This window comes from Methylobacterium sp. D54C (assembly GCF_053345595.1).
The window spans coordinates 69,860-95,671 of the sequence record NZ_JBKFAK010000013.1 but is presented as its reverse complement, the minus strand read 5'-3'; the positions used below and the strand labels follow the sequence as shown (position 1 = coordinate 95,671).

The 25,812-nt window shown below is 71.7% G+C and carries 24 protein-coding genes; 13 read left to right on the top strand and 11 right to left on the bottom strand.

The window, feature by feature from the left end; all coding sequences use genetic code 11:
• The first annotated feature begins 101 nt into the window (after positions 1–101).
• The 3 genes from ACLBYB_RS21905 (at position 102) to ACLBYB_RS21895 (ending at position 2,430) form a co-directional block, all read left to right on the top strand.
• The gene (locus ACLBYB_RS21905) at positions 102–815 is read left to right on the top strand and encodes an SIR2 family NAD-dependent protein deacylase (RefSeq protein ID WP_447700036.1); all 714 of its coding nucleotides are present in this window, start codon (positions 102–104) and stop codon (positions 813–815) included.
• Between the two features lie 282 nt (positions 816–1,097).
• A complete protein-coding gene (locus ACLBYB_RS21900) occupies positions 1,098–1,322 on the top strand; it encodes a hypothetical protein (protein WP_012320868.1) in 225 nt (74 codons plus the stop codon).
• Between the two features lie 313 nt (positions 1,323–1,635).
• Positions 1,636–2,430, top strand: a complete 795-nt coding sequence (locus ACLBYB_RS21895) for a DUF1194 domain-containing protein (protein WP_447700069.1) — start codon at positions 1,636–1,638, stop codon at positions 2,428–2,430.
• Between the two features lie 237 nt (positions 2,431–2,667).
• Here the strand turns inward: ACLBYB_RS21895 and ACLBYB_RS21890 are convergent, their stop codons facing one another.
• The 7 genes from ACLBYB_RS21890 to ispG all read right to left on the bottom strand — a co-directional run bounded on the left by ACLBYB_RS21890 (position 2,668) and on the right by ispG (position 10,764).
• Entirely contained in the window at positions 2,668–3,051 is a 384-nt protein-coding gene (locus tag ACLBYB_RS21890) for a hypothetical protein (RefSeq protein WP_020093846.1), read from the bottom strand.
• A 74-nt stretch (positions 3,052–3,125) separates the two neighbouring features.
• Positions 3,126–5,456: a molybdopterin cofactor-binding domain-containing protein gene (locus tag ACLBYB_RS21885; RefSeq protein ID WP_447700035.1), complete on the bottom strand. Its 2,331-nt coding sequence runs from the start codon at positions 5,454–5,456 to the stop codon at positions 3,126–3,128.
• Positions 5,453–5,932, bottom strand: a complete 480-nt coding sequence (locus ACLBYB_RS21880) for a (2Fe-2S)-binding protein (RefSeq protein ID WP_447700034.1) — start codon at positions 5,930–5,932, stop codon at positions 5,453–5,455. Before ACLBYB_RS21880 ends, ACLBYB_RS21885 begins: the two co-directional genes overlap by 4 nt.
• Before the next feature lie 462 nt (positions 5,933–6,394).
• On the bottom strand, positions 6,395–6,799 hold the full coding sequence (locus ACLBYB_RS21875) for a type II toxin-antitoxin system VapC family toxin (RefSeq protein WP_447700033.1): 405 nt from the start codon (positions 6,797–6,799) through the stop codon (positions 6,395–6,397).
• On the bottom strand, positions 6,799–7,044 hold the full coding sequence (locus ACLBYB_RS21870) for a type II toxin-antitoxin system VapB family antitoxin (protein WP_447700032.1): 246 nt from the start codon (positions 7,042–7,044) through the stop codon (positions 6,799–6,801). The genes ACLBYB_RS21875 and ACLBYB_RS21870 overlap by 1 nt, the downstream gene beginning before the upstream one ends.
• A gap of 63 nt (positions 7,045–7,107) precedes the next feature.
• Positions 7,108–9,126 carry a potassium transporter Kup gene (locus ACLBYB_RS21865; protein WP_447700031.1) on the bottom strand — a complete coding sequence of 673 codons (2,019 nt, stop codon included), beginning with the start codon at positions 9,124–9,126 and terminating at the stop codon, positions 7,108–7,110.
• Between the two features lie 312 nt (positions 9,127–9,438).
• Positions 9,439–10,764, bottom strand: a complete 1,326-nt coding sequence (ispG, locus tag ACLBYB_RS21860; RefSeq protein WP_447700030.1) for a flavodoxin-dependent (E)-4-hydroxy-3-methylbut-2-enyl-diphosphate synthase — start codon at positions 10,762–10,764, stop codon at positions 9,439–9,441.
• 384 nt (positions 10,765–11,148) lie between these two features.
• Between ispG and ACLBYB_RS21855 the strand changes: the two genes are divergently transcribed.
• From ACLBYB_RS21855 to deoA, 9 genes are all read left to right on the top strand, one after another.
• Entirely contained in the window at positions 11,149–12,276 is a 1,128-nt protein-coding gene (locus ACLBYB_RS21855; RefSeq protein WP_091681822.1) for a patatin-like phospholipase family protein, read from the top strand.
• A gap of 245 nt (positions 12,277–12,521) precedes the next feature.
• Complete coding sequence (locus ACLBYB_RS21850) at positions 12,522–14,213, top strand: methyl-accepting chemotaxis protein (protein WP_447700029.1); 1,692 nt, start codon at positions 12,522–12,524, stop codon at positions 14,211–14,213.
• Between the two features lie 148 nt (positions 14,214–14,361).
• The gene (locus ACLBYB_RS21845) at positions 14,362–14,928 is read left to right on the top strand and encodes a glutathione peroxidase (protein WP_447700028.1); all 567 of its coding nucleotides are present in this window, start codon (positions 14,362–14,364) and stop codon (positions 14,926–14,928) included.
• Positions 14,929–14,984: 56 nt separating this feature from the next.
• Positions 14,985–15,620 carry a sigma-70 family RNA polymerase sigma factor gene (locus ACLBYB_RS21840; protein WP_447700027.1) on the top strand — a complete coding sequence of 212 codons (636 nt, stop codon included), beginning with the start codon at positions 14,985–14,987 and terminating at the stop codon, positions 15,618–15,620.
• A 101-nt stretch (positions 15,621–15,721) separates the two neighbouring features.
• Positions 15,722–16,489, top strand: coding sequence for an anti-sigma factor (locus ACLBYB_RS21835; RefSeq protein WP_026605029.1), 768 nt, complete (start codon positions 15,722–15,724; stop codon positions 16,487–16,489).
• A 64-nt stretch (positions 16,490–16,553) separates the two neighbouring features.
• Positions 16,554–16,994, top strand: coding sequence for a cytidine deaminase (locus ACLBYB_RS21830; protein WP_447700026.1), 441 nt, complete (start codon positions 16,554–16,556; stop codon positions 16,992–16,994).
• Entirely contained in the window at positions 16,987–17,811 is an 825-nt protein-coding gene (locus ACLBYB_RS21825; RefSeq protein ID WP_447700025.1) for a purine-nucleoside phosphorylase, read from the top strand. The genes ACLBYB_RS21830 and ACLBYB_RS21825 overlap by 8 nt, the downstream gene beginning before the upstream one ends.
• Positions 17,804–18,535 (top strand): deoxyribose-phosphate aldolase, encoded by a 732-nt coding sequence (gene deoC, locus ACLBYB_RS21820; RefSeq protein WP_447682559.1) that lies wholly within the window; start codon positions 17,804–17,806, stop codon positions 18,533–18,535. Before ACLBYB_RS21825 ends, deoC begins: the two co-directional genes overlap by 8 nt.
• Positions 18,536–18,537: 2 nt before the next feature.
• On the top strand, positions 18,538–19,836 hold the full coding sequence (gene deoA, locus ACLBYB_RS21815; protein WP_447700024.1) for a thymidine phosphorylase: 1,299 nt from the start codon (positions 18,538–18,540) through the stop codon (positions 19,834–19,836).
• Positions 19,837–19,890: 54 nt separating this feature from the next.
• Here deoA and ACLBYB_RS21810 read toward each other — a convergent pair whose 3' ends face one another.
• The 4 genes from ACLBYB_RS21810 to dnaK all read right to left on the bottom strand — a co-directional run bounded on the left by ACLBYB_RS21810 (position 19,891) and on the right by dnaK (position 24,412).
• A complete protein-coding gene (locus ACLBYB_RS21810) occupies positions 19,891–20,208 on the bottom strand; it encodes a hypothetical protein (protein WP_447700023.1) in 318 nt (105 codons plus the stop codon).
• A gap of 109 nt (positions 20,209–20,317) precedes the next feature.
• Entirely contained in the window at positions 20,318–20,956 is a 639-nt protein-coding gene (locus ACLBYB_RS21805) for a class I SAM-dependent methyltransferase (protein WP_447700022.1), read from the bottom strand.
• Between the two features lie 139 nt (positions 20,957–21,095).
• Positions 21,096–22,244 carry a molecular chaperone DnaJ gene (gene dnaJ / locus ACLBYB_RS21800; protein ID WP_020093829.1) on the bottom strand — a complete coding sequence of 383 codons (1,149 nt, stop codon included), beginning with the start codon at positions 22,242–22,244 and terminating at the stop codon, positions 21,096–21,098.
• Positions 22,245–22,495: 251 nt separating this feature from the next.
• Positions 22,496–24,412, bottom strand: coding sequence for a molecular chaperone DnaK (dnaK, locus tag ACLBYB_RS21795; protein WP_029359089.1), 1,917 nt, complete (start codon positions 24,410–24,412; stop codon positions 22,496–22,498).
• A 392-nt stretch (positions 24,413–24,804) separates the two neighbouring features.
• Here dnaK and ACLBYB_RS21790 point away from each other — a divergent pair, with 392 nt between their 5' ends.
• Positions 24,805–25,791: a hypothetical protein gene (locus tag ACLBYB_RS21790; RefSeq protein ID WP_447700021.1), complete on the top strand. Its 987-nt coding sequence runs from the start codon at positions 24,805–24,807 to the stop codon at positions 25,789–25,791.
• Positions 25,792–25,812 lie beyond the last annotated feature (21 nt).

Below are 25,812 nucleotides of genomic sequence, written 5' to 3'. Positions count from 1 at the left end.
TGAAGCGAGCCGCAGCATTCACCGGCAGACTCGAAGGGAAAGAAACCGTACCGCCAACGAGCGGACATATCCGGCCATTCTCGGGCGAACAGGAGCCGCGCGTGAGCGACCATCCCAAGACGATCTTCGTGCTGACCGGGGCCGGCGTCTCGGCCGAGAGCGGGCTCGGCACGTTCCGCGACCGCGGCGGGATCTGGGCGCGGTTCGACCCGATGAAGCTCGCCACACCGGAGGCCTACGCGGCCGATCCCGACACGGTGCTCGACTTCTACGACCATCGCCGCCGCGGCGTGGTCGCGGCCCAGCCGAACGCCGCGCACTTCGCTCTGGCGCGGGCCGAGGCGCGGAGCGCCGACCGGGGCGGGCGGCTGTTCCTGTGCACCCAGAACGTCGACGACCTGCACGAGCGGGCCGGCTCGCGCGCGGTCACCCACATGCACGGCGAGTTGCTCAAGGCGCGCTGCTGCGCCTGCGGCGCGGTCATCCCGTGGCGCGCCGACCTGAGCCGGGCGGACAGCTGCCCCACCTGCGGCACTCCGGGCCGGCTGCGGCCGGACGTGGTCTGGTTCGGCGAGATGCCGATGCACCGCGACGCGATCGAGGCGGCGCTCTCCGAGGCCGACCTGTTCGTGGCCGTGGGCACGTCGGGGGCGGTCTACCCGGCGGCCGGTTACGTGCGGCAGGCCCGCGCCCTCGGTATCCCGACCTGCGAGGTCAACCTGGAGCCGTCCGACAACGCCGACGCCTTCGACGCGACCCGCTACGGGCCGGCGAGCGTCGCGCTGCCGTGCTACCTCGACGAGCTCGGCCTCTAGCGGGGCGACCGGCCGGCGGCGGGGATTCGGGACCGGCCGCGGACGGGGTCGACCACGCGGTGTTCGCCGTCGGGCTCGCCAACCTGTTGCGCGAGCGGGGTTTCTCGGCCCGTGATCCGCCGGACCGGGCCAGGATCAAAATCTTAAATGACGCGAATCACATCGGCGCGAGCTGTCAAGAACTGGTCGGGCAGTTGCCCACGGGTTACAACAGTCAAGCTCGGGATCGGCGTCGCGGCCTACCCGAGCGTTCGTTGAAGCCACAAGGGGAAGCAACTACCCATGCAGCACTTCACCGTAACCGACCGCGAGCGTGACACCGTCCTGGCGGCACTGCGCTATTACCAGTTCTACCGGATGCAGGGTCATCCGTTCGACCCCCGTCAGGATCATCTGATCGACACCATCGCCGGCCGGGCCGGCGAGGCGCTGGACCTCGCCGAGATCGACGATCTCTGCGCCGGCCTGAACGGCAACCCGCACGCCCTCGCCGCCGCTGCGGCCTGAGGCAGCTTCCGGGGCGGCCGAGGCCGCCCTCGACGACCCCGCGGCCGGCCCAGGGACGGGGCCGGAGGACGAGCAACCTCCGAGATGAGCGGGCCACCGCCGCCGGAGCAAACCTTCCTCACCGGGGCCGGGCTTCGCGCCCGAACCACACCCTGCCGACGCGCATCCGGGCCTGCCCCGCGGCGCGTCGGTCCGACGGGTGGGTCCGCGCGGCGGGCCCCCCGAAAGGCCGGTTTCGCGCGACGCCGAAACGTGGCCTAACGGATGCGCGGCGGCCGCAGGGCCGCGCCTTCCGGGAGCGCCGAGGCCGATGATGCGGACGGGTTCGCGACGGATCCGCCGCGGCGTGCTGCGGGGCGCCGGCCTCCTGCTCCTCGGGCTCGCGTCCGCCACACCCGAGCCCGTTCAGGCCGCGCCCGAGAGCGTCGCCACCGCGCTGGTCGTCTCCGTGGACGTGTCGCAATCCGTCGACGACGCGCGCTTCCGGCTGCAGATGGAGGGCATCGCCGAGGCCCTGGAGGACCCGTCGGTCCTCGGCGCGATCACCGGCAACCCGGGCGGGATCCTGTTCGCGATGGTGACCTGGGCCGACCGGGCGACCCTCGCGGTCGGCTGGCGGCGGATCGCCGGCCGGGCCGACGCGGCCGCCGCCGCCGCGCTGGTCCGAGCCACCCCGCGTCAGGCGGGCGAGTTCACCTGCCTCGGCCAGATGTTCCGCACGGTGACCGCCGCCGTGCTCCCGGCGCTGCCGGTCCCGGCCGAGCGCGTGGTGGTCGACGTCTCCGGCGACGGGATCGACAACTGCACCGACGCCGACACCCTCGCGGAGGCGCACCGGTCACTGCTCGACACCGGCGCGACGGTCAACGGCCTGCCGATCCTGGTGCCGGGCGAGAACGACGTGGTCGGGGCCGGGGCCTACCGGGCGCCCGGCTACGGCCTGCTCCCGACCCCACTGCCGCCGGCGCGCACGAGCCTGGAGCAGTGGTACCGCGCCCACGTCATCGGAGGCCCGGGCGCCTTCCTGCTGGCGGCCGCCGGCTACGGCGACTTCTCGCGGGCGCTGCGGCGGAAATTCGTGATCGAGATCAGCGCGCTGGGCCGGTGACGGGGCTCTCCCCGGACGTACGTCACGCGGATCGAATCGCCCTCGCGGCCGGCCCTGAGCCAACCGTGACGGGCCGGCTCGGGCCTGACGGAGGCTGGGGTATGACGCGCTCCGTCATCATGAACGAAGGGACCCAGGGCAGCGCGACCTCGGAAGGCTTGGCGTGACCCTGGGTTGCTTCGCTCCGCTCGCAAAGACGGTGGGACAGAAGTGGATAACCGGGAAGCGTATCAGCCCTCAGGGTGCCTTCTTCAGCTGCTGCTCGGCGCGGGTGAGCGCCGCCTCGCACGCCTGCGCGTCGCCTTTCTGATCCGCCGTGCGCGCCTCTTCCAGGGCGACCTTCGCCTGCTGGGCGGCGTCCGCGCCCTGGCCGGCCTGGGCCGACTTCTCCGGCGGCGCCTGCGGCGACTCGTTCGCCCGTTGGCCCTCCGTCCCGGTGACACCCTCGCCGCCGCGCTTGGCGGCGTTACCCTGGCCGCTGGTCGAGGCGGAGATCGACTGGGTCAGCTCGGACTGGACCCGCTTGGAGACGCCCTCGATCCGGTCGCCGCAGGGCGAGGCGAGGGCGGGGGCCGCCGTCAGGATCAGGGTCAGGCAGGCCGTCAGGGCGGGACGCATCATCGGGTCGAGTACTTTCCAAGAGAATGGGGCCGCGGGTTTCCCCACGGCCCCAACGCCTCGCGACGGGTGACGGTTCAGGCGCTCAGCTGATCGCGAATCGGCAATTGCCGGACCCGCCGGCCGGTGGCCGCGAAGATCGCGTTGGCGATGGCCGGCGCCACCGGCGGCACGCCGGGCTCGCCGACGCCGCCGAGGGGACCGTCCCAGCGGCCGCTGGGCACCAAGTGCACGCGGACCGCCTTCGGGGCGGCGTCGATCCGGAGGACCTCGTAGCCGTCGAAGTTGTTCTGGACCGCCCGGCCCTGCTTGAAGGTGATCTCGGAGGTGAGGGCGAGCCCCATCCCCATGACCACGGCGCCCTCCATCTGCGAGCGGATGCGCTCCGGGTTGACCTGCGGGCCGCAATCGACCGCGATGTCGATCGCCTTCACCTGGACCTGGCCCTTGTCGTCGACCTCCACCTCGGCCGCCACCGCCGTGTAGGTGACGAAGCTGTAGTGGCCGGCGATGCCGAGGCCGGTGCCCTTGGGCATCTGGCGACCCCAGCCCGCGCCCTTGGCGGCCGCCTCGATCACGCCGCGCAGGCGGCCGGTCTCGATCGGGTAGCGCTTCGGGTCCTCGCCGTAGTTCCAGACGTCGCCGATCTCGGTCGGGCTGATCTTGCGATCGGGTCCGATGAGCGCGAGCAGGTACTCCTTCGGCTCGCGGCCGGCGGCGTGCGCCAGCTCCGACACGAAGGACTGGATCGCGAAGGCGTGCGGGATGTTCGACACCGAGCGGAACCAGCCGATGCGGGCATGCGCGACGGCCTCGGGGTTCTCCAGCCGCATGTTCGGGATGTCGAGCGGCGTGTTGACCAGCCCCATCCCGAGCTCGAACGGCAGCTCGTGCTTCGGGTCGGGCGCGAAGATCGAGCCGATCGTCGGCGCCACCGAGCGGTGCAGCCACGCCACCGGCATACCCTTGTCGTCGAGGCCGGCCTCCAGCCGCTCCACCGAGATCGTGTGGTAGAAGCCGTGGTGGAGGTCGTCCTCGCGGGTCCAGGCCAGCTTCACCGGCGCGCCGTCGACGGCCTGCGAGCAGAGCGCCGCCTCGACCACGTAATCGGGCTTCGACTTGCGCCCGAACCCACCGCCGAGCAGCGTGACGTTCACCTTGACCTTGTCGTCGGGCAGCTTGAGCGCCTTCATCAGGCGGTCGTTGGCGGCCTGCGGACCCTGGACGCAGGCCCAGGCCTCGCAGAACCCGTCCTTCACCCGGGCTACCGCAGCCGGGGGCTCCATGGGGGCCTGGGCGAGGTGCGGCACGAAGTACTCGGCCTGGACCTTGGTCTTGGCCTTGGCCATGGCGCCGTCGACGTCGCCCTGCGTGCGCACGACCTTGCCGGGCTTGCGCGCGGCGGCCTCCAGCTCCTTGCGGAACGCGTCGGTATCGTAGCCGGCGTTCGGGCCGTCGTCCCAGGTGATCTTGAGCGCGTCCCGGGCCTTCAGGGCCGCCCAGGTGTTCTTGGCCACCACGGCGACGCCGCCGAGCGGCATGAACTCCGAGGGGATCGGGGTGGCGTCGATCTTGAGGATCTTCACGACGCCCGGGACCTTCTTGGCCTCGCTGTCGTCGAAGGACTTCACCGTGCCGCCGTAGACGGCCGGGCGCGCGACGACCGCGTACAGCATCCCGTCGAGCTTGGTGTCGAGGCCGTAGACCGCCTTGCCGGTGGTGATGTCGAAGTTGTCGATCAGACCGACCTTGCCGGTGCCGATGTAGCGGAAGTCCTTGGGATCCTTCAGCTTGACGTCGGTGGGCACCGGCAGCTCGGCGGCGGCCTTGGCGACCGCGCCGTAGCCGAGGGTGCGGCCCGACTTGGCGTGGGTCAGCGTGTGGTTGACGGCCGTCACCTCGGAGGCCGGCACGCCCCACTGCTTGGCCGCCGCCTGGATCAGCATCAGCCGCGCGGCGGCGCCGGCGTGGCGGAAGTGCTGGAAGAAGTGGCGGGTCGAGCGCGAACCGTCCGTGTCCTGGTTGCCGAAGCGGCTCTCGTCGCCCCAGGCCTGGACGACCTTCACCTTCGCCCAGTCGGCCTCCAGCTCGTCGGCGACCGTGAAGGCCACAGAGGTGCGGATGCCCTGGCCCATGTCGGAGCGGTGGTTGGTCACCGTGACGGTGCCGTCCGGCGCGATGGCGACGAAGACCTTCGGGTCGTCGCGCCAGCCGTGCGGCATGCCGTCGGCGCCGAACTTCTGCTCCTTCTGCTCCTTGGTCTGGGTCTCGTCGGCCCGGGCCGGGCGCAGCGAGAGGGCCAGAACCAGGGCGCCGGCGCCGCCGAGGATGCCGCGGCGGCTGACATTGTCGAGGGCCGGCGTGGTGCCGGCGGCGCGCTCAGCGGTGAGCTTGGCGTCGTGGATCACAGGCGCTCTCCCATACTGGCGGGCGCAGTCTGGCCGGCGGCCTGATGGATCGCGGCGCGGATGCGCGGGTAGGTGCCGCAGCGGCAGATGTTGCCGCTCATCGTGGTGTCGATGTCGTCGTCGGTGGGCTTCGGCGTGTCCTTGAGGAGGGCGGCCGCCTGCATGATCTGGCCGCACTGGCAGAAGCCGCACTGGGCGACGTTCTGGTCGCGCCACGCCACCTGCACGGGATGGTTGCCGTCCGGCGACAGACCCTCAATGGTCACGACCTCCTGGCCGGCGGCCGCCGAGACCGGCGTGATGCAGGCGCGGGTCGCCGCGCCGCCGAGATGGATGGTGCAGGCCCCGCAGAGCGACACGCCGCAGCCGAACTTGGTGCCGGTGAGCCCGAGCTCGTCCCGCAGGTACCACAGCAGCGGCATGTCGGGGTCGCCGTCGAAGCTGCGCGCAGCCCCGTTCACGGTGAGTTTGATCATCGTTGCGTCCTGTCTGGCGGCGCCGGAGCGGCGATCAGTCGGGTCCGAGCCGGGCCGGGGGCCTCGGCCGGCTTAGCCGGCTCACGTTCCCCGGTGCGGACAGGCCGCGGGGCGAACGCTCAAGCTCAGAATAATAAATATTCTAAGGCACGCGGCGGGGTCGGCGCAACGCGGGGACGCGGCCGGTCATCCCCGAGCCTCTGCGCCCCGGGCATGCCGCGTGCGGCGGCGCACATGGGCGACCATCGATGCGGAGGCGCGGGCGGGTCGATTCAGGCCGGCAGCCCGGTCAGCCGCGCGCCGTGGCCGCGGTTGGTTCGAAGCGCGAACGCATCGTTACGCCCCGACATAGCGTGTCGATCCTCAGGCGTTTCGCTCGCGAGGACGGCGTTTCGCGTCCAACTCAGAGCCCCTGGCACTGACCCATTCCGGATGCAACCGAGGCACGTCGGTCGCAGACCGTCACGGCACGGTCTCCAGATCCGTCCTGCGGAACTCGTCGGCCGTGGCCAGGATCGGCGTGCGGTAGAACCGTGCCGCCGCGTAGTGGAGACAATCGCCGAGGTTGAGGCCGTGGCGGCCGGCCCGGTATCGATGCGCGGCGGACAGGGCGAGCGCCGTCGTCTCGACGGCCGGCGGCAGGTCGCAGATCTCGATGCCCCTGGCTTCCAGAAATTCGAGGACGATCGGCCCGACCGCCTCGACCGTCATGTCGAACTTGTCGGGCCGCGCGAGGGCCAGCACCGTTTCGAGGACGGCAACGGGCGACGTTCTGCACTGGCGTGCCGAGGCGAGCGCCGTGGAGATCCGCTCGGCCTCGGGCTCGTCGGCGAGCAGGGCCACGATCGCGGACGCATCCACGAACATCAGGCGCTTTCCCACATCGCGTCATACGCGTCCCGCGCGAGAGGCACGCGGGCGGTCTCGCTGAGCGCAACCCCGTGCTTCTGGCGCACCCGTGCGGCGGTCTCCCGCGGGGACTCCTCCCGGTGGCGGCGCTCGATCGCCTCGCGCATGGCGATGACGATCGCCTCGGTGATGCCGACTCCCACCAGGGCGGCGAACCGGCGTGTCAGCGCGTCGGCCTCGGGATTGTTGACGTTGATCGGCATGCGGTCGGCCCTCGGGCACGATGTAGATAAGCTCTTCCGCCGATCTACACCAGCGTGCGGCCCTCAGACCGTCACCTGCGTCCCGACCTCCACCACGCGCCCGGTCGGGATCTGGAAGAAGTCCGTCGCGTCGTTGGCGTTCTTGGCGAGGGTGATGAAGATCCGGTCCTGCCAGAGCGGCATGCCGGAATGCGCCGCCGGCCGGATCGAGCGGCGCGACAGGAAGAACGACGTCGCCATGATGTCGAACTTGAAGCCCTGGCGGCGCAGCAGCACCAGCGTCTTCGGGATGTTCGGCGTCTCCATGTAGCCGAATTTCATCACGACCTTGTAGAAATGCGGGCCCACCGGCTCGATCCGCACCTTGTCGGCCTCGTTCGAGCGCGGCGTGTCCACCGTCTCGACGGTGAGGATCACGTTCTTCTCGTGCAGCACCTTGTTGTGCTTGAGGTTGTGCAGGAGCGCCGCCGGGGCGATCTCGGGATCGCTCGTCAGGAACACCGCGGTGCCGCGCACGTGGTGGGGCGGGCTCTTCTCCAGCATGCCGACCAGCTCGACCAGCGGCACGTCGGTCTTGCGGGTCTTGTTGAACAGGATCGTCACTCCGCGCACCCAGGTCCACATCAGGATGATGAGGCCGCCCGCGAGCAGCAGGGGTACGTAGCCGCCCTCCACGACCTTGATCAGGTTGGAGAGCAGGAACAGGAACTCGAGGACGATGAAGGGCAGCATCACGGCGGCCGCCGCGACCGGCGACCACTTCCACATGCGCCACATCACCAGGAAGGTCAGCGAGGCGGTGAGCAGCATCGTGCCGGTCACCGCGATGCCGTAGGCCGAGGCCAGCGACGACGAGGTCTTGAACAGCACGGCGAGCAGCACCACGCCGAACATCAGGAGGGCGTTGATCTGCGGCAGGTAGATCTGGCCGGCATGCGACTCGGAGGTGTGGCGGATCTCCAGCCGCGGCAGCAGGCCGAGCTGGATCGCCTGCCGGGACAGCGAGAAGGCGCCGGTGATCACCGCCTGGCTCGCCACCACGGTGGCGATCGTGGCGAGCACCACCATCGGCAGCAGGCCCCAGGCGGGCACGAGCTGGAAGAACGGATCGGCCGTGTCTGGCTTCTCCAGCACCAGGGCCGCCTGCCCGAGATAGTTGAGGGCGAGCGCCGGGAAGACGAGGCAGATCCAGGCCACCTGGATCGGCTTGCGGCCGAAATGGCCGAGATCGGCGAACAGGGCCTCGGCCCCGGTCACCGCCAGGAACACCGCCCCCAGGGCGATCAGCGCGCCGCTGCCGTGGCCGAGCAGGTAGTGCACGGCGTGCCAGGGATTGAGCGCGCGGAACACCTCCGGGTGCAGGGTGATGTGCGGCAGCGCCGCGAGCGCCATGGCGAGGAACCACACGACGGTCACCGGCCCGAAGAAGGCCGCCACCTTCCCGGTCCCGCGGTTCTGCACGAGGAACAGCGCGACGATGATCACCACGGTGATCGGCAGGACGTACTCGTCGAGGGCGGGCGTGACGAGCTTCAGGCCCTCCACCGCCGAGAGGACCGAGATCGCCGGCGTGATCACCGCGTCGCCGTAGAACAGCGAGGCGCCGAGGAGCCCCAGCATGAACACGATGCGCGAGCCGCCGAGCGCCTTCCGGGCCAGCGCCATCAGCGAGAGGATGCCGCCCTCGCCGTTGTTGTCCATGCGCAGCAGGATCGCGACGTACTTGACCGTCACGATCATGAAGAGGGCCCAGAGGATCAGCGACACGGTGCCGATCACCTCTTCTGGCAGCAGGATGCCGTCGGTCCGGGCCGGGACCAGCGCCTCGCGGAACGCGTAGAGCGGGCTGGTGCCGATATCGCCGTAGACGACGCCGACGGAGCCGACCAGCAGCGTCCAGAACCCAGCATGGCCGTGCTGGGTCTCGGCCTTCTCGGGGGCGTCGAGGCTGCCGGCGGTGGCCGGCCCGTGCGTCGGCGCCAGGGCGCCGGTCTCGTCGGCGGCCTGGGCGGCCGCGCGCGCGGCGTCGGGGGCTGCGGGCGCGGGCTGGGGGGCTACGCCGGGTGCGAAGGTTTGGCTCATGCGGATGTCGGAAGCTCGGGCGTGGCCGGCGCTTCGCGGTTCGGCTCAGGGGCCAGTCGGGGCCGGGCAGAAAACGCGAAGACTCCGCCGAACCGTGCGGGCCGGCCACCGGGCCGACCGCTCGCGGGATCGTGCGGCCTTGCTATCATGCCCTCGTGCGCCCGGAAACCGTGTGCACCCGCGAAGAACGCGGAGCTGGGTCTCGGCACGGCGGGCCGCCCCGCCGACGTTAACGGGACGCGCGGCGCCCCGGAGCGACGGCGGGAGGCGACGCGGTCTCCGTCTCGCGGGACCTGCGCGTCGGCCCGCCCGTCACTCGGCGGCGGTGCGGTTCCCGCCCTGGCCGAATCGGCGCTCGATGTAGTCGATCACGATCGTCTCGAAGTCCTTGGCCAGCGTCGGGCCGCGGAGCGTCATCGCCTTCTTGCCGTCGATGAAGACCGGCGCGGTCGGGGTCTCGCCGGTGCCGGGCAGCGAGATGCCGATATCGGCGTGCTTCGATTCGCCCGGGCCGTTCACGATGCAGCCCATCACGGCCACGTTCAGCCCCTCGACGCCCGGATAGGTCTTCTTCCACTCCGGCATGGAGGTGACGATCCAGTTCTGGATATCGCGGGCGAGTTCCTGGAACGTGGTCGAGGTCGTGCGGCCGCAACCCGGGCAGGCCGCCACCATCGGCACGAAGGTGCGGAACCCCATGGTCTGCAGGAGTTCCTGGCTCGCCTTGACCTCGACGGTCCGGTCGCCGCCGGGCTCGGGGGTCAGCGAGTACCGGATCGTGTCGCCGATCCCCTCTTGGAGCAGCACGCCGATGGCGGCCGAGGCGGCCACGAGACCCTTCGATCCCATGCCGGCCTCGGTGAGGCCGAGATGGATGGCGTAGTCCGAGCGGCGCGCCACCTCGCGGTAGACGGCGATCAGGTCCTGCACCGCCGAGACCTTGGCCGAGAGGATGATCTTGTTCTGCGGCAGGCCGAGCTCCACGGCGCGGTCGGCCGAGCTGATCGCCGAGCGGACCATCGCCTCGCGCATCACCGCCCGGGCGTCGATCGGCCGCGCCGCCTTGGCGTTCTCGTCCATCAGGTGAGTGAGCAGCTCGCCGTCCAGCGAGCCCCAGTTGGCGCCGATCCGCACGGTCTTGTTGTGCTTGATCGCCTGCTCGATGATCGCCGAGAACTGCGTGTCCTTCTTGTCCTTGAAGCCGACGTTGCCGGGGTTGATCCGGTACTTGGCCAGCGCCTCCGCGCAGGCCGGATGGTCGGCGAGCAGCTTGTGGCCGATGTAGTGGAAGTCGCCCACCAGCGGCACGTGGACGCCGATCCGGTCGAGGCGCTCGCGGATCTTCGGCACCGCGGCCGCCGCCTCGTCGCGGTCGACCGTGATGCGCACGAGCTCAGAGCCGACCCGGGCGAGCTGGGCGACCTGCGCCACGGTGGCGTCGATGTCGGCCGTGTCGGTGTTGGTCATCGACTGGACGACGATCGGGGCGCCGCCGCCGACGGTGACCGCGCCCTCGCCCTCGCCGACCGTGACGCCGACGGTGCGGTGGCGCGGGGCGGGGCCGGCGATCTCCGGTCCGCCGCCGGCCAGCGGGTTGTCGGCGGGGTTCTCGGAACGGGTGGCTTCCATGACTTCCATCGTGGACTTTCGCGGGCGCGCCTCGCGGGTGCCGGAGCCGTGACGGCTGCCGGGCCGGTCCCGGGGACACGCCTCGCCGGAACTTCGGGGCTGCCGCGGGTTAGCTGCGGACGACCCGGCGCCGCGTCAACCCGGCGCCGCGCGGGGCAGCATCGCGCAGGACAGCATCGCGGCTGTCATGTCGTATCCGGGCGCGGATGTCGAGTTTCCTGCACGTCCCGGAGGCACCCGCCGCCGTCGCCAGCCGGTTTTCGTCGGACTCTGTTGCCGATTCGCTCAGGCCGGGACAGGTGCCGGCGCGGGGCGGACACCCCGCCGCGATCCCGTCGCACGGTTGATGCTGCATCGCAGCATCCCATCTGTGTGGTGGATCAGGAGGCCGACATGAGCGAGCAATTCGGTGGCGCCGAGCCGCACAACCCCGCCACCGCCGTTCCCGAATCGCCCGTCACCGACGCGATCGAGGCGCAGCCGGCGCAGGTGCCGGGCCCCGCGCTCGCCGGGCCCAAGTTCGAGAAGCCGGTGGCGCTCGCCCTCCAGGGCGGCGGCGCGCACGGCGCCTTCACCTGGGGCGTGCTCGACGCGCTCATCGAGGACGGCCGCCTCGGCTTCGAGGCGGTGACGGGGGCGAGCGCCGGGGCGATGAACGCCGTCGTCCTGGTGGATGGCTGGCTGAAGGGCGGCCCGGACGGGGCCCGCGAGGGTCTGGAGCGATTCTGGCGCGAGGTCAGCCTCGACGGCGACCTGGGGCCGGCCCAGCGCAACCTCGTGAGCGGCCTGTTCAGCCTGTGGAAGGGCAACCCGGTGGCCGAGTTCTGGGCCAAGATGCTGGCGCCGAGCCCCTACGTGTCGAACCCGCTCAACATCAATCCGCTGCGCAAGGCGCTCGCCGAGCAGGTCGATTTCGACCGCCTCCGCGAGGCCGACACGGCGGGCCTGTTCGTCTCGGCGACCAACGTCTGGACCGGCAAGCTGGCGGTGTTCGAGCGCGAGCGCCTGACCGTCGACCATCTGATGGCCTCGGCCTGCCTGCCCACGGTCTTCCAGGCGGTGGAGATCGACGGCGTGCCCTACTGGGACGGCGGCTACCTCGGCAACCCGCCGCTCTACCCCCTGCACCGCGGCGCCCAGACCCGCGACATCCTGCTCGTGCAGATCAACCCCGTGGAGCGGCGCGAGACTCCGCGCACGGAGGCCGAGATCCGCGACCGGCTCAACGAGATCACGTTCAACGCGAATCTGATGCGCGAATTGCGGGCGATCGACTTCCTGGACGGGCTGATCGAGGAGGGCACCCTCGGCCAGGGCCAGTACCGCCGGGTCCTCGTGCACCGGATCGACGGCACCGACGCCCTCGAGGATTACAACGCCGCCTCCAAGCTCGACGCGCGCTGGACCGTGTTCAAGCGCCTGCGCGACAAGGGCCGCGCCGCCGCGCAGGCTTGGCTCGCCGAGAACTACGAGCGGATCGGCCGGGATTGCACGGTCGACCTTCAGCAGGCGTATCAGTGATGGGCCCTTCGGGCCGCGTACGGATAATTGATCTCAATATATTTTTCTGTCGAGATCTGTCAAATATTGTCAGATCTGGTAGATTGTCGGCCTGCCGTTCGGTGGAAGGACAGGAGCTTGCGTAGATGTATCTTGGTCGGGCTTCGAGTTAATAAAAATTCTCTTCATAAGCGACGATGAAGCGTCTACGGGCAGAGCGCGGTTGATGAGGCGGCGACTCACTCACCGCGGGGAGAGCCCGAGACATGTCATTTCGTATGTCCGACTACAGGATCAGCATCAAGATCGCCCTTGTCATGGGCGCGATGCTCATCGTTACATTGGTCGTGGCCGGCATAACCTTGCGGAACATCGGTGACATCCGGGAGGCCCAGGACCGGATCGAGCACACGCAGGCGGTGCTGGAACAGGTCGAGCGGATGAGCCTCGCGATGGTGAATCGGGAGACCGGCCTGCGCGGCTACCTGATCGCCGCGGAGCCGCGCTTCCTCGAACCCGAGACGGCCGGACGTGAGGCCTTCGCGGCGGCCTGGTCGGAGATGCGGCGGCTGGTGGCGGACAACCCCGCGCAGCAGGCACGCTTGGCGGACCTGAAGTCCCTGGCTGAGCGCTGGGGCAGCGCGTTCGCGGATCGCGAGATCGCCCTGATGCGCGATGCCGCGACGCGGGAAGAGGCGCGCCGGATCATGATCTCGGGCGTCGGCAAGGCGATCATGGACGAGATCCGCGCCAAGACGGCCGAGATCGCCGACACGGAGCGCGCGCTGATGAACGGCCGGGCTCAGGCCGCGGCGGCGGCCATCGCGGCGACGCGTTCGGCGAGCCTGATCGGCCTCGGCCTGATGGCCGGCATCGGGCTGATCGGTCTGGCGCTCCTGCAGATCGGCATCGCCAAGCCGGTCCGCGCCATCACGGCGGCGATGACCCGGATGGCGGCGAACGATCTCCGGACCGAAGTGCCCGGAGTCGGCCGCGATGACGAGATCGGCGCCATGGCCGATGCGGTCCGGGTCTTCCGCGACGGCCTCGTCCGAGCCGCGACCCTCGAAGCCGAGGCTGCGCAGGCCCGTACCGCCCTCGATGCGCAACGCAAGGCCGCGATGGTCGAGATGGCCGACGGCTTCCAGGCGGCGGTCGGCGGCGTGGTGCGGGCCGTCTCGTCGGCGGCGAGCGAACTCGAATCCACGGCCGCGCGCATGAGCTTCGCCGCGTCCGAGACGGCCGACCAGTCGACGACGGTCGCGGCGGCGGCCGAGCAGGCGGCCACGAATGTCAGCACGGTGGCCGCCGCCGCCGAGGAACTCGGCACGACCATTCACGAGATCGGCCGTCAGGTGCAGACGGCGGCCGGCTTCGCCGACACGGCCGTCGCGGAGGCCGGACGATCCGCGGACCTGATGCGCAGCCTGCGGGAGAGCGCGACGCGGATCGGCGACGTGGTCGGCCTCATCTCGGGCATCGCCGGCCAGACCAACCTGCTGGCCCTCAACGCCACGATCGAGGCGGCCCGCGCCGGCGCGGCGGGTCGCGGCTTCGCGGTGGTCGCGAGCGAGGTCAAGGAACTGGCCGAGCAGACGGCGAGAGCCACCGAGGAGGTCGCCCGACAGGTCGGCGAGATCCAGTCCTGGACCGGGGACGCCTCCGACGCGATCACGCGGGTCGTCAGCCGCATCAACGAGATCAGTGCAGTGTCGAGCGGGATTGCCGCGGCGGTCGAGGAGCAGGGCTCAGCGACCCAGGAGATCGTCCGGAACGTCGGGCAGGCGGCACTCGGGACCGGAGCCGTCACCAACAACATCACGGCCGTGGCCCGCTCGGCGGAGGGGGCCGGGAGCGCCGCCGCACAGGTGCTCGAGGCGGCGTCCGGGCTGCTGGGGCAGGCTCAACAGCTCGACGCGGAAGTGGGCCGCTTCCTCGACACGGTCCGGACCGGTTGAGGCCGCCCGTCGGCCTTCCGATCCGCCGGCGGTCGAGCCTGCGTCGAAACGACCGTCGCGGCGCATGAAACCGTGGCGGGTCGGGCGCGTTGCCGCGCGGAAAATCGCGCGCCCAGTGGCGCGACGAGGTCGCGAAGAGGTCACCGCCATGACGCTGCTGCGCCGCGAGGCCCTGATCCTGATCGGTGCCGGTCTCGCCGGCGGCGCCCGCGCCGCGGAGCAGCCCTCCGGGACCGCGCGGGCCACGGATTTCGCCTTCGAGACCCCGGAGGCCGCGCCGATGCCGCTCTCCGCCTACGCGGGGAAGCCGATTCTCGTGGTCAACACCGCGACAGCCTGCGGCTATGCCGGGCAGCTCACCGGGCTGCAGACGCTCTGGACGCGGTTCGGCGATCGCGGGCTCATCGTGCTGGGCGTCCCGTCACCGGATTTCGGCAACCAGGAACCCCTGGACGGCCCGGCCATCGCGGAGGCGGCGCGGAGGAATCACGGCGTCACCTTCCCGCTCACGGCCAAGACCCGGGTGAAGATGCCGGGCGCCCACCCGTTCTACCGCTGGGCGGCGGCCGAGCGCCCCGCCGAGACGCCGCGCTGGAACTTCCACAAGTACCTGATCGCCCGCGACGGCACCCTCGCGGCGGCCTTCGCCACGCAGGTCGAGCCGACCGATCCGCGGGTGATCTCGGGGATCGCCGCCACCCTCGACCAGGCCTGACCGCGACGCCGGGCCGGCAGGCGGGATTAAACGCGCGAGCCCCACGTTCACACATCATGGCATCGGACAAGAACAAGCGCCCGGACCTCCTCGATCTGCTGGTGCCCCTGCGGCGCTACGCGCGGTCGCTCACCCGCGACACGCTGCGGGCCGATGACCTCGTGCACGACACGCTGGTGCGGGCCCTGGAGATGCAGGGCTCGCTCCGGCCGAACACCAATCTGCGCACCTGGATGATGACGGTGCTGCACAACGCCTTCATCGACGAGCAGCGCCGCCGGCAGGTGGAGGCGCGGCACGCCGACACGCTGGTCCGGATGACCGAGGACATGGCGCCGCCGGCCCAGGAGGGTCAGGTGCGCCTCGCCCAGATCCGGCAGGCCTTCCTCAAGCTTCCGGAGGAGCAGCGCGCCGCGCTCCACCTCGTCACCCTGGAAGGCATGGCCTACGCCGACGCGGCGGCCGTGCTCGGCATCCCGATCGGCACGCTGATGTCCCGTCTCGGCCGCGGCCGGGCGGCCCTGCGCGCCTTCGAGGAGGGGACGCGGACGGACCGCGGCTCCGACGAGTCGGAGCCCGCCAAGACACCCGAGACGCGGCGCGGGCCGCCCTCCACCCTCCGGCTCGTCGTGTCCGACGAGCCGCGGGAACGGTCCGCCTGGCCTCTGCGACGCGCTGTCGGAGAGAGCTGAGCACGGAGCTGATGAAGGACCGGCACCCGCGGGCGCCGGTGCCGACTGACGATTGCGACCGGCGGATCGCCTCCGGGCACGCTGGATTCGAGGACCTCACGATGATCGATCCGATCACAGACGACGATCTCATCGCCTTCGTCGACGGCCAGATCGACCCGATGCGCCGTCTCGACGTCGAGGCGCACCTCGCGGCCAATCCCGAGGCCGCGGCCCGGGTGATGGCCGAGATGCACGATCGCGACGCCCTCAGGGCCTGCTTCGAGCGCGTTCCGGGGCCCGGGCCGGACCGGAACATGGTCCTGGCGCGCCGCTTCGACCGGAACCTGCGCTGGCGCCGCGTCGCCTCGCGTCTGAAGCGGGCCGCCGCGATCGCGGTGCTCGTGGGCGCGGGCTGGCTGGCCCACGACGAGATCGGCCGCTTCGGCGTTCCCGACACCCTGGCGGCGACCCCGGATCCGGCCCTGATCGCAGACGCGCGGCAGGCCCGGGTCGTGGCGCAGCTGCGCAAGAGCATCGGTGGCCAGGCCGACGATCCGGTCTACGACCGGGCGCGCCTCCGCTCGGCGACCGGCATCGACCTGCCGGCCCTGCCCGACGGCTGGCGGGTGCGCGACATCCAGGTCTTCCCTGCCCGGCACGGCACCGGGATCGAGGTCGCCCTCGAGACCGAGCGCTTCGGCGAGGCGTCGCTGTTCGCCACCCGCGGCATCCGCGGCGGACCGACGACGCTCATCACCGGCTCGGACGACGGCGACGTCGTCTCGTGGAACGCGGGCGACACCGCCTACGCCCTGAGCGGCCCGCGCAGCGACGCGGACCTGCGTCAGGCGGCGAGTCTCCTCGGCGCCGGTCCGGCGACCCGCTGAGCGCCGCGCCGGACTCCCGCCCGGGGCCTCGACAGGGCGCCCCGGCGGGTGCCAAAGATCGGCCATGCAGGCCGCGGATCCAGCACGGGACCCAGCACGGGACGATGACGGGCTCGCAGCCCTGTTCGAGGCGGCGCGCGCGGTGCGCGCGCACGCGCACGCACCCTATTCCCGCTTCCCCGTCGGGGCCGCGCTGCGCGACGAGCGCGGCGCGATCCACGCCGGCTGCAACGTCGAGAACGCCGCCTACCCGGTCGGAACCTGCGCGGAGGCCGGGGCGATCGCCGCCATGGTGGCGGCCGGCGGTCGGCGCATCGCGGCGATCCTGGTCTGCGGCGACGGCAACGGCCCGGTGACGCCCTGCGGCGCCTGCCGCCAGCGCATCCGCGAGTTCGCCCGGCCGGACACCCCGATCCACGCCGCCGGTCCGGGCGGGGTCGCCCGCACCTTCACGCTGGCGGAGCTGCTGCCGGAATCCTTCGGCCCGGAGACGCTCGGTGAGTGAGGCGGCCGCCCGCGACGCCCTGCGCGCCGCCGGCTTCGCGGGTCCCTACGCCTGCGCGGTGGTGACCGGCACCGGCCTCGGCGGGATCGCGGCGGCCCTCACGGACGCGAGCGCCGTCGACTACGCGGCGATCCCCGGATTTCCGGGGCCCGGCGTCAGCGGCCACGGCGGCCGGCTGCATCGCGGCCGCCTCGCCGGGCGGCCGGTCCTGATCTTCGAGGGGCGGGCCCACGCCTACGAGCGCGGTGACCCGGCGGCGATGCGGGTGCCGCTCGCCTGCGCCCGGCACCTCGGCGCCCGCCGCCTGCTCCTCACCAACGCCTCCGGATCGCTGCGGCCCGCGACCGAGCCCGGCTGCCTCGTGCTGCTCGCCGACCACATCAACCTCTCCGGCCTGAACCCGCTGATCGGCGAGGCCAGCGACGCCCGGTTCGTGCCGATGACCGAGGCCTATGACCCGGATCTGCGGGCGCGGCTCCGCGCGGCGGCCGGGGCCTGCGGCGTGCCCCTGGGGGAGGGGGTCTACGCGTGGTTCTCGGGCCCGAGCTTCGAGACGCCCGCGGAGGTGCGGATGGCCGGCATCCTGGGCGCCGACCTCGTGGGCATGTCCACCGTGCCGGAGGTGATCCTCGCCCGGTTCCTCGACCTGCCGGTGGCGGCGGTCTCGGTGGTGACGAACCTCGCGGCCGGCATCGCCGGCGGCGCGCCGCACCACGCGGAGACGAAGGCGGTGGCGGCCCGGGCCGCGGAGGATCTCGGCCGCCTGGTCCGGGCGTTCGTGGCCGGCCTGCCCGACGGAGAGACAGCCGATGACTGACCCCGAAGCCGGCGCGGTCGCCCGCCGGGCCCTGCCGCTCCTCGACCTCACCGATCTCGGCGAGACCTGCACCGAGACCCGGATCGACGTCCTCTGCCGGGACGCGAAGCGCGGCGGCGTCGCGGCGATCTGCGTCTGGCCGCGCTTCGTCGCGCAGGGCGCGCGGGCGCTCGCGGGCACCGAGATCCGGATCGCCACGGTCATCAACTTCCCCGCGGGCGGCGAGGACTGCGCCCGCGCCACCGACGACACCGCCGAGGCGCTGCGCGACGGCGCCGACGAGATCGACCTCGTCCTGCCCTACGGCGCGCTGCTGCGGGGCGAGGCGGCGGTGGCCAGCGACATGGTCGAGGCCGTGCGCGACACCTGCGGATCCGCGACCCTGAAGGTGATCCTGGAGACGGGCGCGCTCGCCGAGCCGGAGCGGATCCGGGAGGCCAGCCGGATCGCCCTGGAGGCGGGCGCCGACTTCCTGAAGACCTCCACGGGCAAGAGCCCGGTCTCGGCGACCCCGGAAGCCGCCGAGGCGATGCTGGCCGAGATCCGCGCCGGCGGCCGCGCCGCGGGCCTGAAGGTCTCCGGCGGCCTGCGCAGCGTCGCCGACGCCGCCACCTACCTCGACCTCGCCGACCGGCTGATGGGTCCCGGCTGGGTGAGCCCGAGAACCTTCCGGCTCGGGGCGAGCAGCCTGTTCGAGACCCTGATGCGGGCACGGACGCTGTGAGCGTGCGGCTGCCTCAGGAGACGATCCGGGCCAAGCGCGACGGCCAGCCCCTCGATCCGGACGAGATCGGGGCCTTCATCCGCGGCCTCACCGACGGCACGGTCGGGGAGGGGCAGGCGGCGGCCTTCGCCATGGCGGTGTTCTTCCGCGGCCTGTCGCTGCCGGAGCGGGTGGCGCTCACCCGCGCGATGGCGGAATCGGGCCGGATCCTCGCCTGGGACCTGCCCGGGCCCGTCCTCGACAAGCACTCCACCGGCGGCATCGGCGACGCGGTGAGCCTGCCGCTCGCCCCGATGGTCGCGGCCTGCGGCGGCTACGTTCCGATGATCTCGGGGCGCGGCCTCGGCCATACCGGCGGGACGCTGGACAAGCTCGGCAGCATCCCGGGCTACGACGCCACGCCCGGGCTCGACGCGTTCCGCCGGGTCGTCGCGGAGGTCGGCTGCGCCATCATCGGCCAGACCGCCGAACTCGCGCCCGCGGACCGGCGCCTCTACGCGATCCGCGACGTCACCGGCACGGTCGAGTCCCGCGACCTGATCACCGCCTCGATCCTGTCGAAGAAGCTCGCCGCCGGGCTCGACGGGCTCGTGATGGACGTGAAGCAGGGCTCCGGCGCCTTCATGGCGGGCGTGCCCGAGGCGCGGGCGCTGGCCCAGAGCATCGTCACGGTTGCGGAGGGGGCCGGCCTGCACACCGCCGCGCTGATCACCGACATGGACGCGCCGCTCGCCAGCGCGGCCGGCAACGCCGTCGAGGTCGCCTACGCGCTCGACTACCTGACGGGCGCGCGCCGCGAGCCGCGCTTCCACGCGGTCACGGTGGCGCTGGGCGCCGAGATGCTGGTCGTGGGCGGCCTGGCGCCGGACCGCGACAGCGCCGCGGAGCGGCTGGAGCAGGCCCTCGCCTCGGGCCGGGCGGCCGAGGGCTTCGGCCGCATGGTCGCGGCGCTCGGCGGGCCGGGCGATCTCCTGGAGCGGCCGGCCGCGCACCTGCCGGCCGCGCCGGTGCGACGGGCGGTCCGTCAGGACGGGACCGTCGCGGGGATCGCGACGCGGGCGCTGGGCCTGGCGGTGATCGGGCTGGGCGGCGGCCGCACGCGGCCTGAGGATCCGGTCGACCCGCGGGTCGGCTTCACGGATCTCGCCGGTCCCGGATCGTCCGGCGGGCTGCTCGGGATCGTCCACGCGGCCGACGAGGCCGCCGCGGATCGGGCGGAGGCCGCGCTGCGGGCGGCCTACCGGATGGGCGACGCGCCGCCGGCGCGCCCGCCCGTCCTCGAGCGGGTGGGCGCCGGCTAGCGGGCGCGCCCGGCCATCACGGATCCGTGGCCGGGCGCGGCGGGCTCGGAGCCCTTACCAGCGGCCGTAGCCGTGGCGATGGCCCCAGCCGCCGTGGTGATGGTGACGCGGGCCGAAGCCGCGGTGCCCCCAGCCGTGATGGTGGCCCCGGCCCCAACCGTAGTGGTGATGGCGCGGGCCGTAGCCGCGGTGGCCCCAGCCGCCGTGGCGGTGCCCGTAGCCGTAGCCGTACTGGACGGTCTGGACGTCGCCGGCTTCCGCCTGCAGGCCGGCATCGCGGCCGAGGGGCGCGGCCATGGCCGGCGCCGCGAAGGCGAGTCCGCCGAAGGCCAGGGCGGCGGCCAAACGGGTCCGAGCGGTCTTGGTGAACATCGGCGTTCTCCTGATCCACGCCGGTCGCCCTGTGGCGTCCGGCCGTGTCCCAGGTGTGCGCCTTTCCAGTTGACGCAAACGTGACCTGTTCGCTCAGGCCGTGTTCAGGTCAGGGTCGGCGGTAGACCCAGACCCGCGCCGGCGGCAGGTTCAGCCAGACCCGGTTGGAGCGATCGGCGGTGTAGCTGCCGGCCTCGCAGCGGGCCGGAATCGGCGGAAAGACCGCGTAGGTGAACTGCACGAAGGGCGCGCCCGGCCGCATCAGGTCGTGGGCGGTGTTCAGCAGGTCGAGCCGCTGCTCCAGCGGCTTGGTGAACAGCGGCAGGCTCGAGATCGTCGCGGCGGCGGGCTCCGTCAGCACGTCCTGGAGGCTCGCGCGCATGTTGTAGGCGTCGCCCTGGATGACCCGCACGCCCGGGAAGCGATGGGTCAGGAGGCGGCAGAAATCGGGGTTGAACTCCACGAGGATCAGCCGCTCCGGCGCGACGCCGCGCCGGATCAGCGCCTCGGTCACAGGACCGGTGCCGGGGCCCAGCTCGACCACGGGCCCTTCGAGGCGCGGGTCGACGTAGGCCGCCATGGTCCGGGCGAGCATCTTGCCCGAGGGCGTCACGGCCCCCGTGACCAGGGGGCGCTCCAGCCAGGACCGCAGGAACCGGGCCTCGTCCTCGAGGGGGTCGCGCCGCGGCCCGAAAATCGCGCTCCTGCCCGCAGGAGCCTTCGCGTTGGGACGGCGGAGCGGCGGCAAGTCCTGGATTCCTTGATGCCGGATGAGAATGAATGGCTAGGGACGGCGCTGTCTTACAGTCAAGCCGGCGCCGCGCCTAGGGGATGCAAGCCACGCCGGCCGCTTGCATAACGGGTCTTCCCGGGATTCGGATCCGGCCTCACGGCCGGACCGCGCCCCCGAAGAAGTCCCGCACCTTCGAGAAGAAGCCCGCGGACTCGGGATGGTTCTCCGGGGAGGCCGACTGGTCGAACTCCTGGAGCAGCTCGCGCTGGCGCTTGGTCAGGTTCTGCGGGGTCTCGACGAAGACCTGGATGTAGAGGTCGCCGACCTCCCGCGAGCGCAGCACCGGCATGCCCTTGCCCTTGATGCGGAACTGCTTGGCGGTCTGCGTCCCCGCCGGGATGCGCACCTGCGTCTGCGAGCCGTCGATCACCGGCACGGTGATCTCGCCCGAGAGCGCGGCCGTGACCATCGAGATCGGCACCCGGCAGAAAAGGTCGGCGCCGTCGCGCTGGAAGAACTCGTGCTGCTTGATCGACAGGAAGACGTAGAGGTCGCCCGCCGGCCCGCCGCGCAGCCCGCTCTCGCCCTCGCCGGCGAGCCGGATCCGCAGCCCGTCATCGACGCCCGCCGGCACGTTGATCGAGAGGGTGCGCTCGCGGTTGACGCGCCCGGCGCCCTGGCAGGCGGTGCAGGGGTCGTCGACGATCTCGCCGCGGCCGTGGCAGTTGGGGCACGTCCGCTCGATGGCGAAGAAGCCCTGCGCCGCCCGGACCCGTCCGTAGCCCGCGCAGGTCGGGCAGGTCCGCGGCTTCGAGCCGGGCTTCGCGCCGGACCCGTCGCAGACCTCGCAGGTGATCGAGGTCGGGATCTTGATGGTCTCGGCCTTGCCGGTGAAGGCCTCCTCCAGGGTGATCTCGAGGTTGTAGCGCAGGTCGGCCCCGCGCTCGCGGCCCGGCGTGCCGCCGCGTCCGCGGCCACCGCCGGCGGCCCCGCGGCCGTCGCCGAAGAAATTGTCGAAGATGTCCGACATGAAGTCGCCGAACTCGTTGCCGAATCCGGGACCGCCGGCCCCGCCCTGGCTGAAGGCCGCGTGGCCGAACCGGTCGTAGGCGGCGCGCTTCTGGCCGTCGGAGAGGCACTGATAGGCCTCGTTGATCTCCTTGAACTTGATCTCGGCGTCCTTGTCGCCGGGATTCCGGTCGGGATGATAGGTCATCGCGAGCTTGCGGAAGGCGACCTTCATCTCGCCTTCCGTGGCGGTCTTGGTGACCCCCAGGATCTCGTAGTAGTCCCGCTTCGACATCCCGCCCTCAGGTGCCTTCCCGTCCCGTCCCGTACCCCGGGCCGCGACGCTTCTCTACCACCGCGCCGCCGTTCCGGAAGGCCGCGACGAGCCCGGAAACCGGAGGCGCCGACGACGCGGATCCGCGATCGGCCGGCGGCTCCCGGTTCCGGGCCCCGCAGGCCCGGAATGACGGAGCTTCTGAATACGCTTCTCACGCAAAGGCGGGGCCGGATCGCTCCGGCCCCGCGCGGTCGTATCAGATCCGCGCCTCAGGCGCGCTTCTTCTGGTCCTTCTCGTCGACCTCCTGGAAGTCGGCGTCGATGACGTCGTCCTTCTTCTCGGAGGCCGCCGCCTCGGCACCGGCATCCGGGCCGGCCGCCTGGTTGGCGGCGTACATGGCCTCGCCGAGCTTCATCGAGGCCTGCATAAGGTCCGTGGTCCGGGCCTTGATGGTCTCGACGTCGTCGCCCTCCAGCGCGGTCTTGAGCGCGGTCATCGCGGTCTCGATCGCGCCCTTGTCGGCGGCCGGGACCTTGTCGCCGTACTCGGTCACCGACTTCTCGGTGGCGTGGATCAGGCTCTCGCCCTGGTTCTTCACCTCGACGAGCTCGCGCCGCTTCTTGTCGGCCTCAGCGTTCGCCTCGGCGTCCTTCACCATCCGGTCGATGTCGGCGTCCGACAGGCCACCCGAGGCCTGGATGCGGATCTGGTGCTCCTTGTTGGTCGCCTTGTCCTTGGCCGTCACGTTGACGATGCCGTTGGCGTCGATGTCGAAGGTCACCTCGATCTGCGGCATGCCGCGGGGCGCCGGCGGAATGCCGACGAGGTCGAACTGGCCGAGCAGCTTGTTGTCGGCCGCCATCTCGCGCTCGCCCTGGAAGACCCGGATCGTGACCGCGTTCTGGTTGTCCTCCGCGGTCGAGAAGGTCTGGGACTTCTTGGTCGGGATCGTGGTGTTGCGGTCGATGAGCCGGGTGAACACGCCGCCCAGCGTCTCGATGCCCAGCGACAGCGGGGTCACGTCCAGCAGCAGCACGTCCTTGACGTCGCCCTGGAGCACGCCGGCCTGCACGGCGGCGCCGATGGCCACGACCTCGTCCGGGTTGACGCCCTTGTGGGGCTCCTTGCCGAAGAAGGACTTCACCACCTCCTGGATCTTCGGCATGCGGATCATGCCGCCGACCAGCACCACCTCGTCGATCTCGGAGGCCGACACGCCGGCATCCTTGAGCGCCTTGCGGCAGGGCTCGATCGTGCGCTGCACCAGATCGTCGACGAGCGACTCGAACTTCGCGCGGCTGAGCTTCAGCGCGAGGTGCTTCGGGCCGGTGTTGTCGGCGGTGATGTAGGGCAGGTTGATCTCGGTCTGGGTGGCCGAGGACAGCTCGATCTTGGCCTTCTCGGCGGCCTCCTTGAGGCGCTGGAGGGCGAGCTTGTCCTTGGTCAGGTCGATGCCCTGCTCCTTCTTGAACTCGGCCGTCAGGTACTCGACGATCCGGTTGTCGAAGTCCTCGCCGCCCAGGAAGGTGTCGCCGTTCGTCGACTTCACCTCGAAGACGCCGTCGCCGATCTCCAGGATGGAGACGTCGAAGGTGCCGCCGCCGAGGTCGTAGACCGCGATCGTGCCGGACTTCTTCTTGTCGAGACCGTAGGCGAGCGCCGCCGCGGTCGGCTCGTTGATGATGCGCAGCACCTCGAGGCCCGCGATCTTGCCGGCGTCCTTGGTGGCCTGACGCTGGGCGTCGTTGAAGTAGGCCGGGACCGTGATGACCGCCTGCGTGACCGGCTGGCCGAGATGCGACTCAGCAGTCTCCTTCATCTTCTGAAGGGTGAAGGCGGAGATCTGCGAGGGCGAGTACTTCTTGCCGTCCGCCTCGACCCAGGCGTCGCCGTTGTCGCCGCGGGCGATCTTGTAGGGCACGAGGCCCTTGTCCTTCTGGGTCATCGGGTCGTCGTAGGTCCGGCCGATGAGCCGCTTGATGGCGAAGAACGTGCGCTCGGGGTTCGTGACCGCCTGGCGCTTGGCCGGCTGGCCGACGAGCCGCTCGCCGTCGTCCGTAAAGGCGACGATGGACGGCGTGGTGCGCGCGCCTTCCGAATTCTCGATGACCTTGGGCTGCGTGCCTTCCATCACGGCCACGCAGGAATTGGTGGTGCCGAGGTCGATGCCGATAACTTTACCCATGGTGGGATCCCTCTTTGTGTCGCGTTCAAGCAGACCGCCGAGCCCCGAAGCAGCTCGGCCCATGGCGGTGTCGGGGGTGATGTGAGTATGGGACCCGGGCCGGATCAAGGGCCGTGAACGGCTGAAACCCAGCGCGCAATCCCGCGTCGAGGGCGATATAAGAAGCCCGTTCCGGGCCCGCAAGGCGAAGCCTGCGCGGCGGGATCGGCCCCGCGGATCCGGGCCATCCCCTTGGCATTCCGGCAGGATCTCGCCGCACGGCCGGCGCCGGCCCGGTGGCGTGGCTGCATTTTGTTGCTCCGCTGCCACGTCGGCGCCATCGACGGCGTGTTAACGTTTCGACAAGGGGTTGCGCGTGGCCCCGCCACTTCGTGTCCCCGTCGTAGAGTCCGATGCGCCCGACCCGCAGCCTCCTGCTCCCGATCCTGGCGGTCGCCGTCGCGGCGCCCGGGATGCTCGTCGCGCCCCCCGCGCGGGCCCAGAACTTCTTCGAGCGCCTGTTCGGCATCAAGCCGGAGCGGCCGCCGGTGCCGCCGCGCGGCCTGCCCGAGCCGGCGCCCGTCCCGGGAGCGCCGGGCGAGCCGGGCCCGCCCGCGGCGGCTCCCGACGCGCCCCGGCCCGCCCCCGCCCCGGCCCGCCCGGTCGTGCTGAAGACGCCCTCCGAGGACGGCGTGATCGGCCAGGAGCTGCAGCTGAACGGCCTGTCCGGGTCCCTGAAGCTGGAGCGCTCCGGCACGGCCGTCACGGCCCGGATCAAGCTGCCCGGGACCAAGATCTCGCAGCCGGCGGATTCGTGCACCGTCCCGCTCGCGGGCGGCAATCCGGTGGCGCTCACCGCCGAGGGCAAGCCTGAGGGCGTGCCGCGCTTCGAGGCCGCCGGGGCCGAGTGCCCGCTGCGCTTCGACGTGACCGACGGCGGCGTCCTGGTCTCGAGCCTGGGTTCGGGCCCGGTCTGCACCTTCTCGGCGGCGGATTGCGCGACCACGCCGGTCGGCCTCTGGGGGCCGGGCGCCGCCACCCTGATCCCGCGGGCCGGCGAGTTCGACACGGCCCGGGGCGTCGCCGACAAGGCCGTACGGGACAATTACAAGCTGATGACTCAGCGGGCCCGGCGCGAGGACGTGCGGCCGATCGTCAGCGAGCAGGCGGCGTTCTCCTCGGACCGGGAGCAGCTCTGCCGCACCTACGCGCGCGAGGGGACGCACGGGTTCTGCCATCTGCGGGTGACGGAGAACCGCGCCCTGGCCCTGGCGACCCGGCTCGGCGCCAACACGGCGACGCCCACCGCCGCCGTGGCCCCCCGGCGGCCCCGGCCCAAGCCGGCGGTCGAGGGCATGAACCCGGATGCGGTCGGCGGCGGCGACGCCGTTCCGGAGTAAGACCGCCCCGTAACGGCCCGG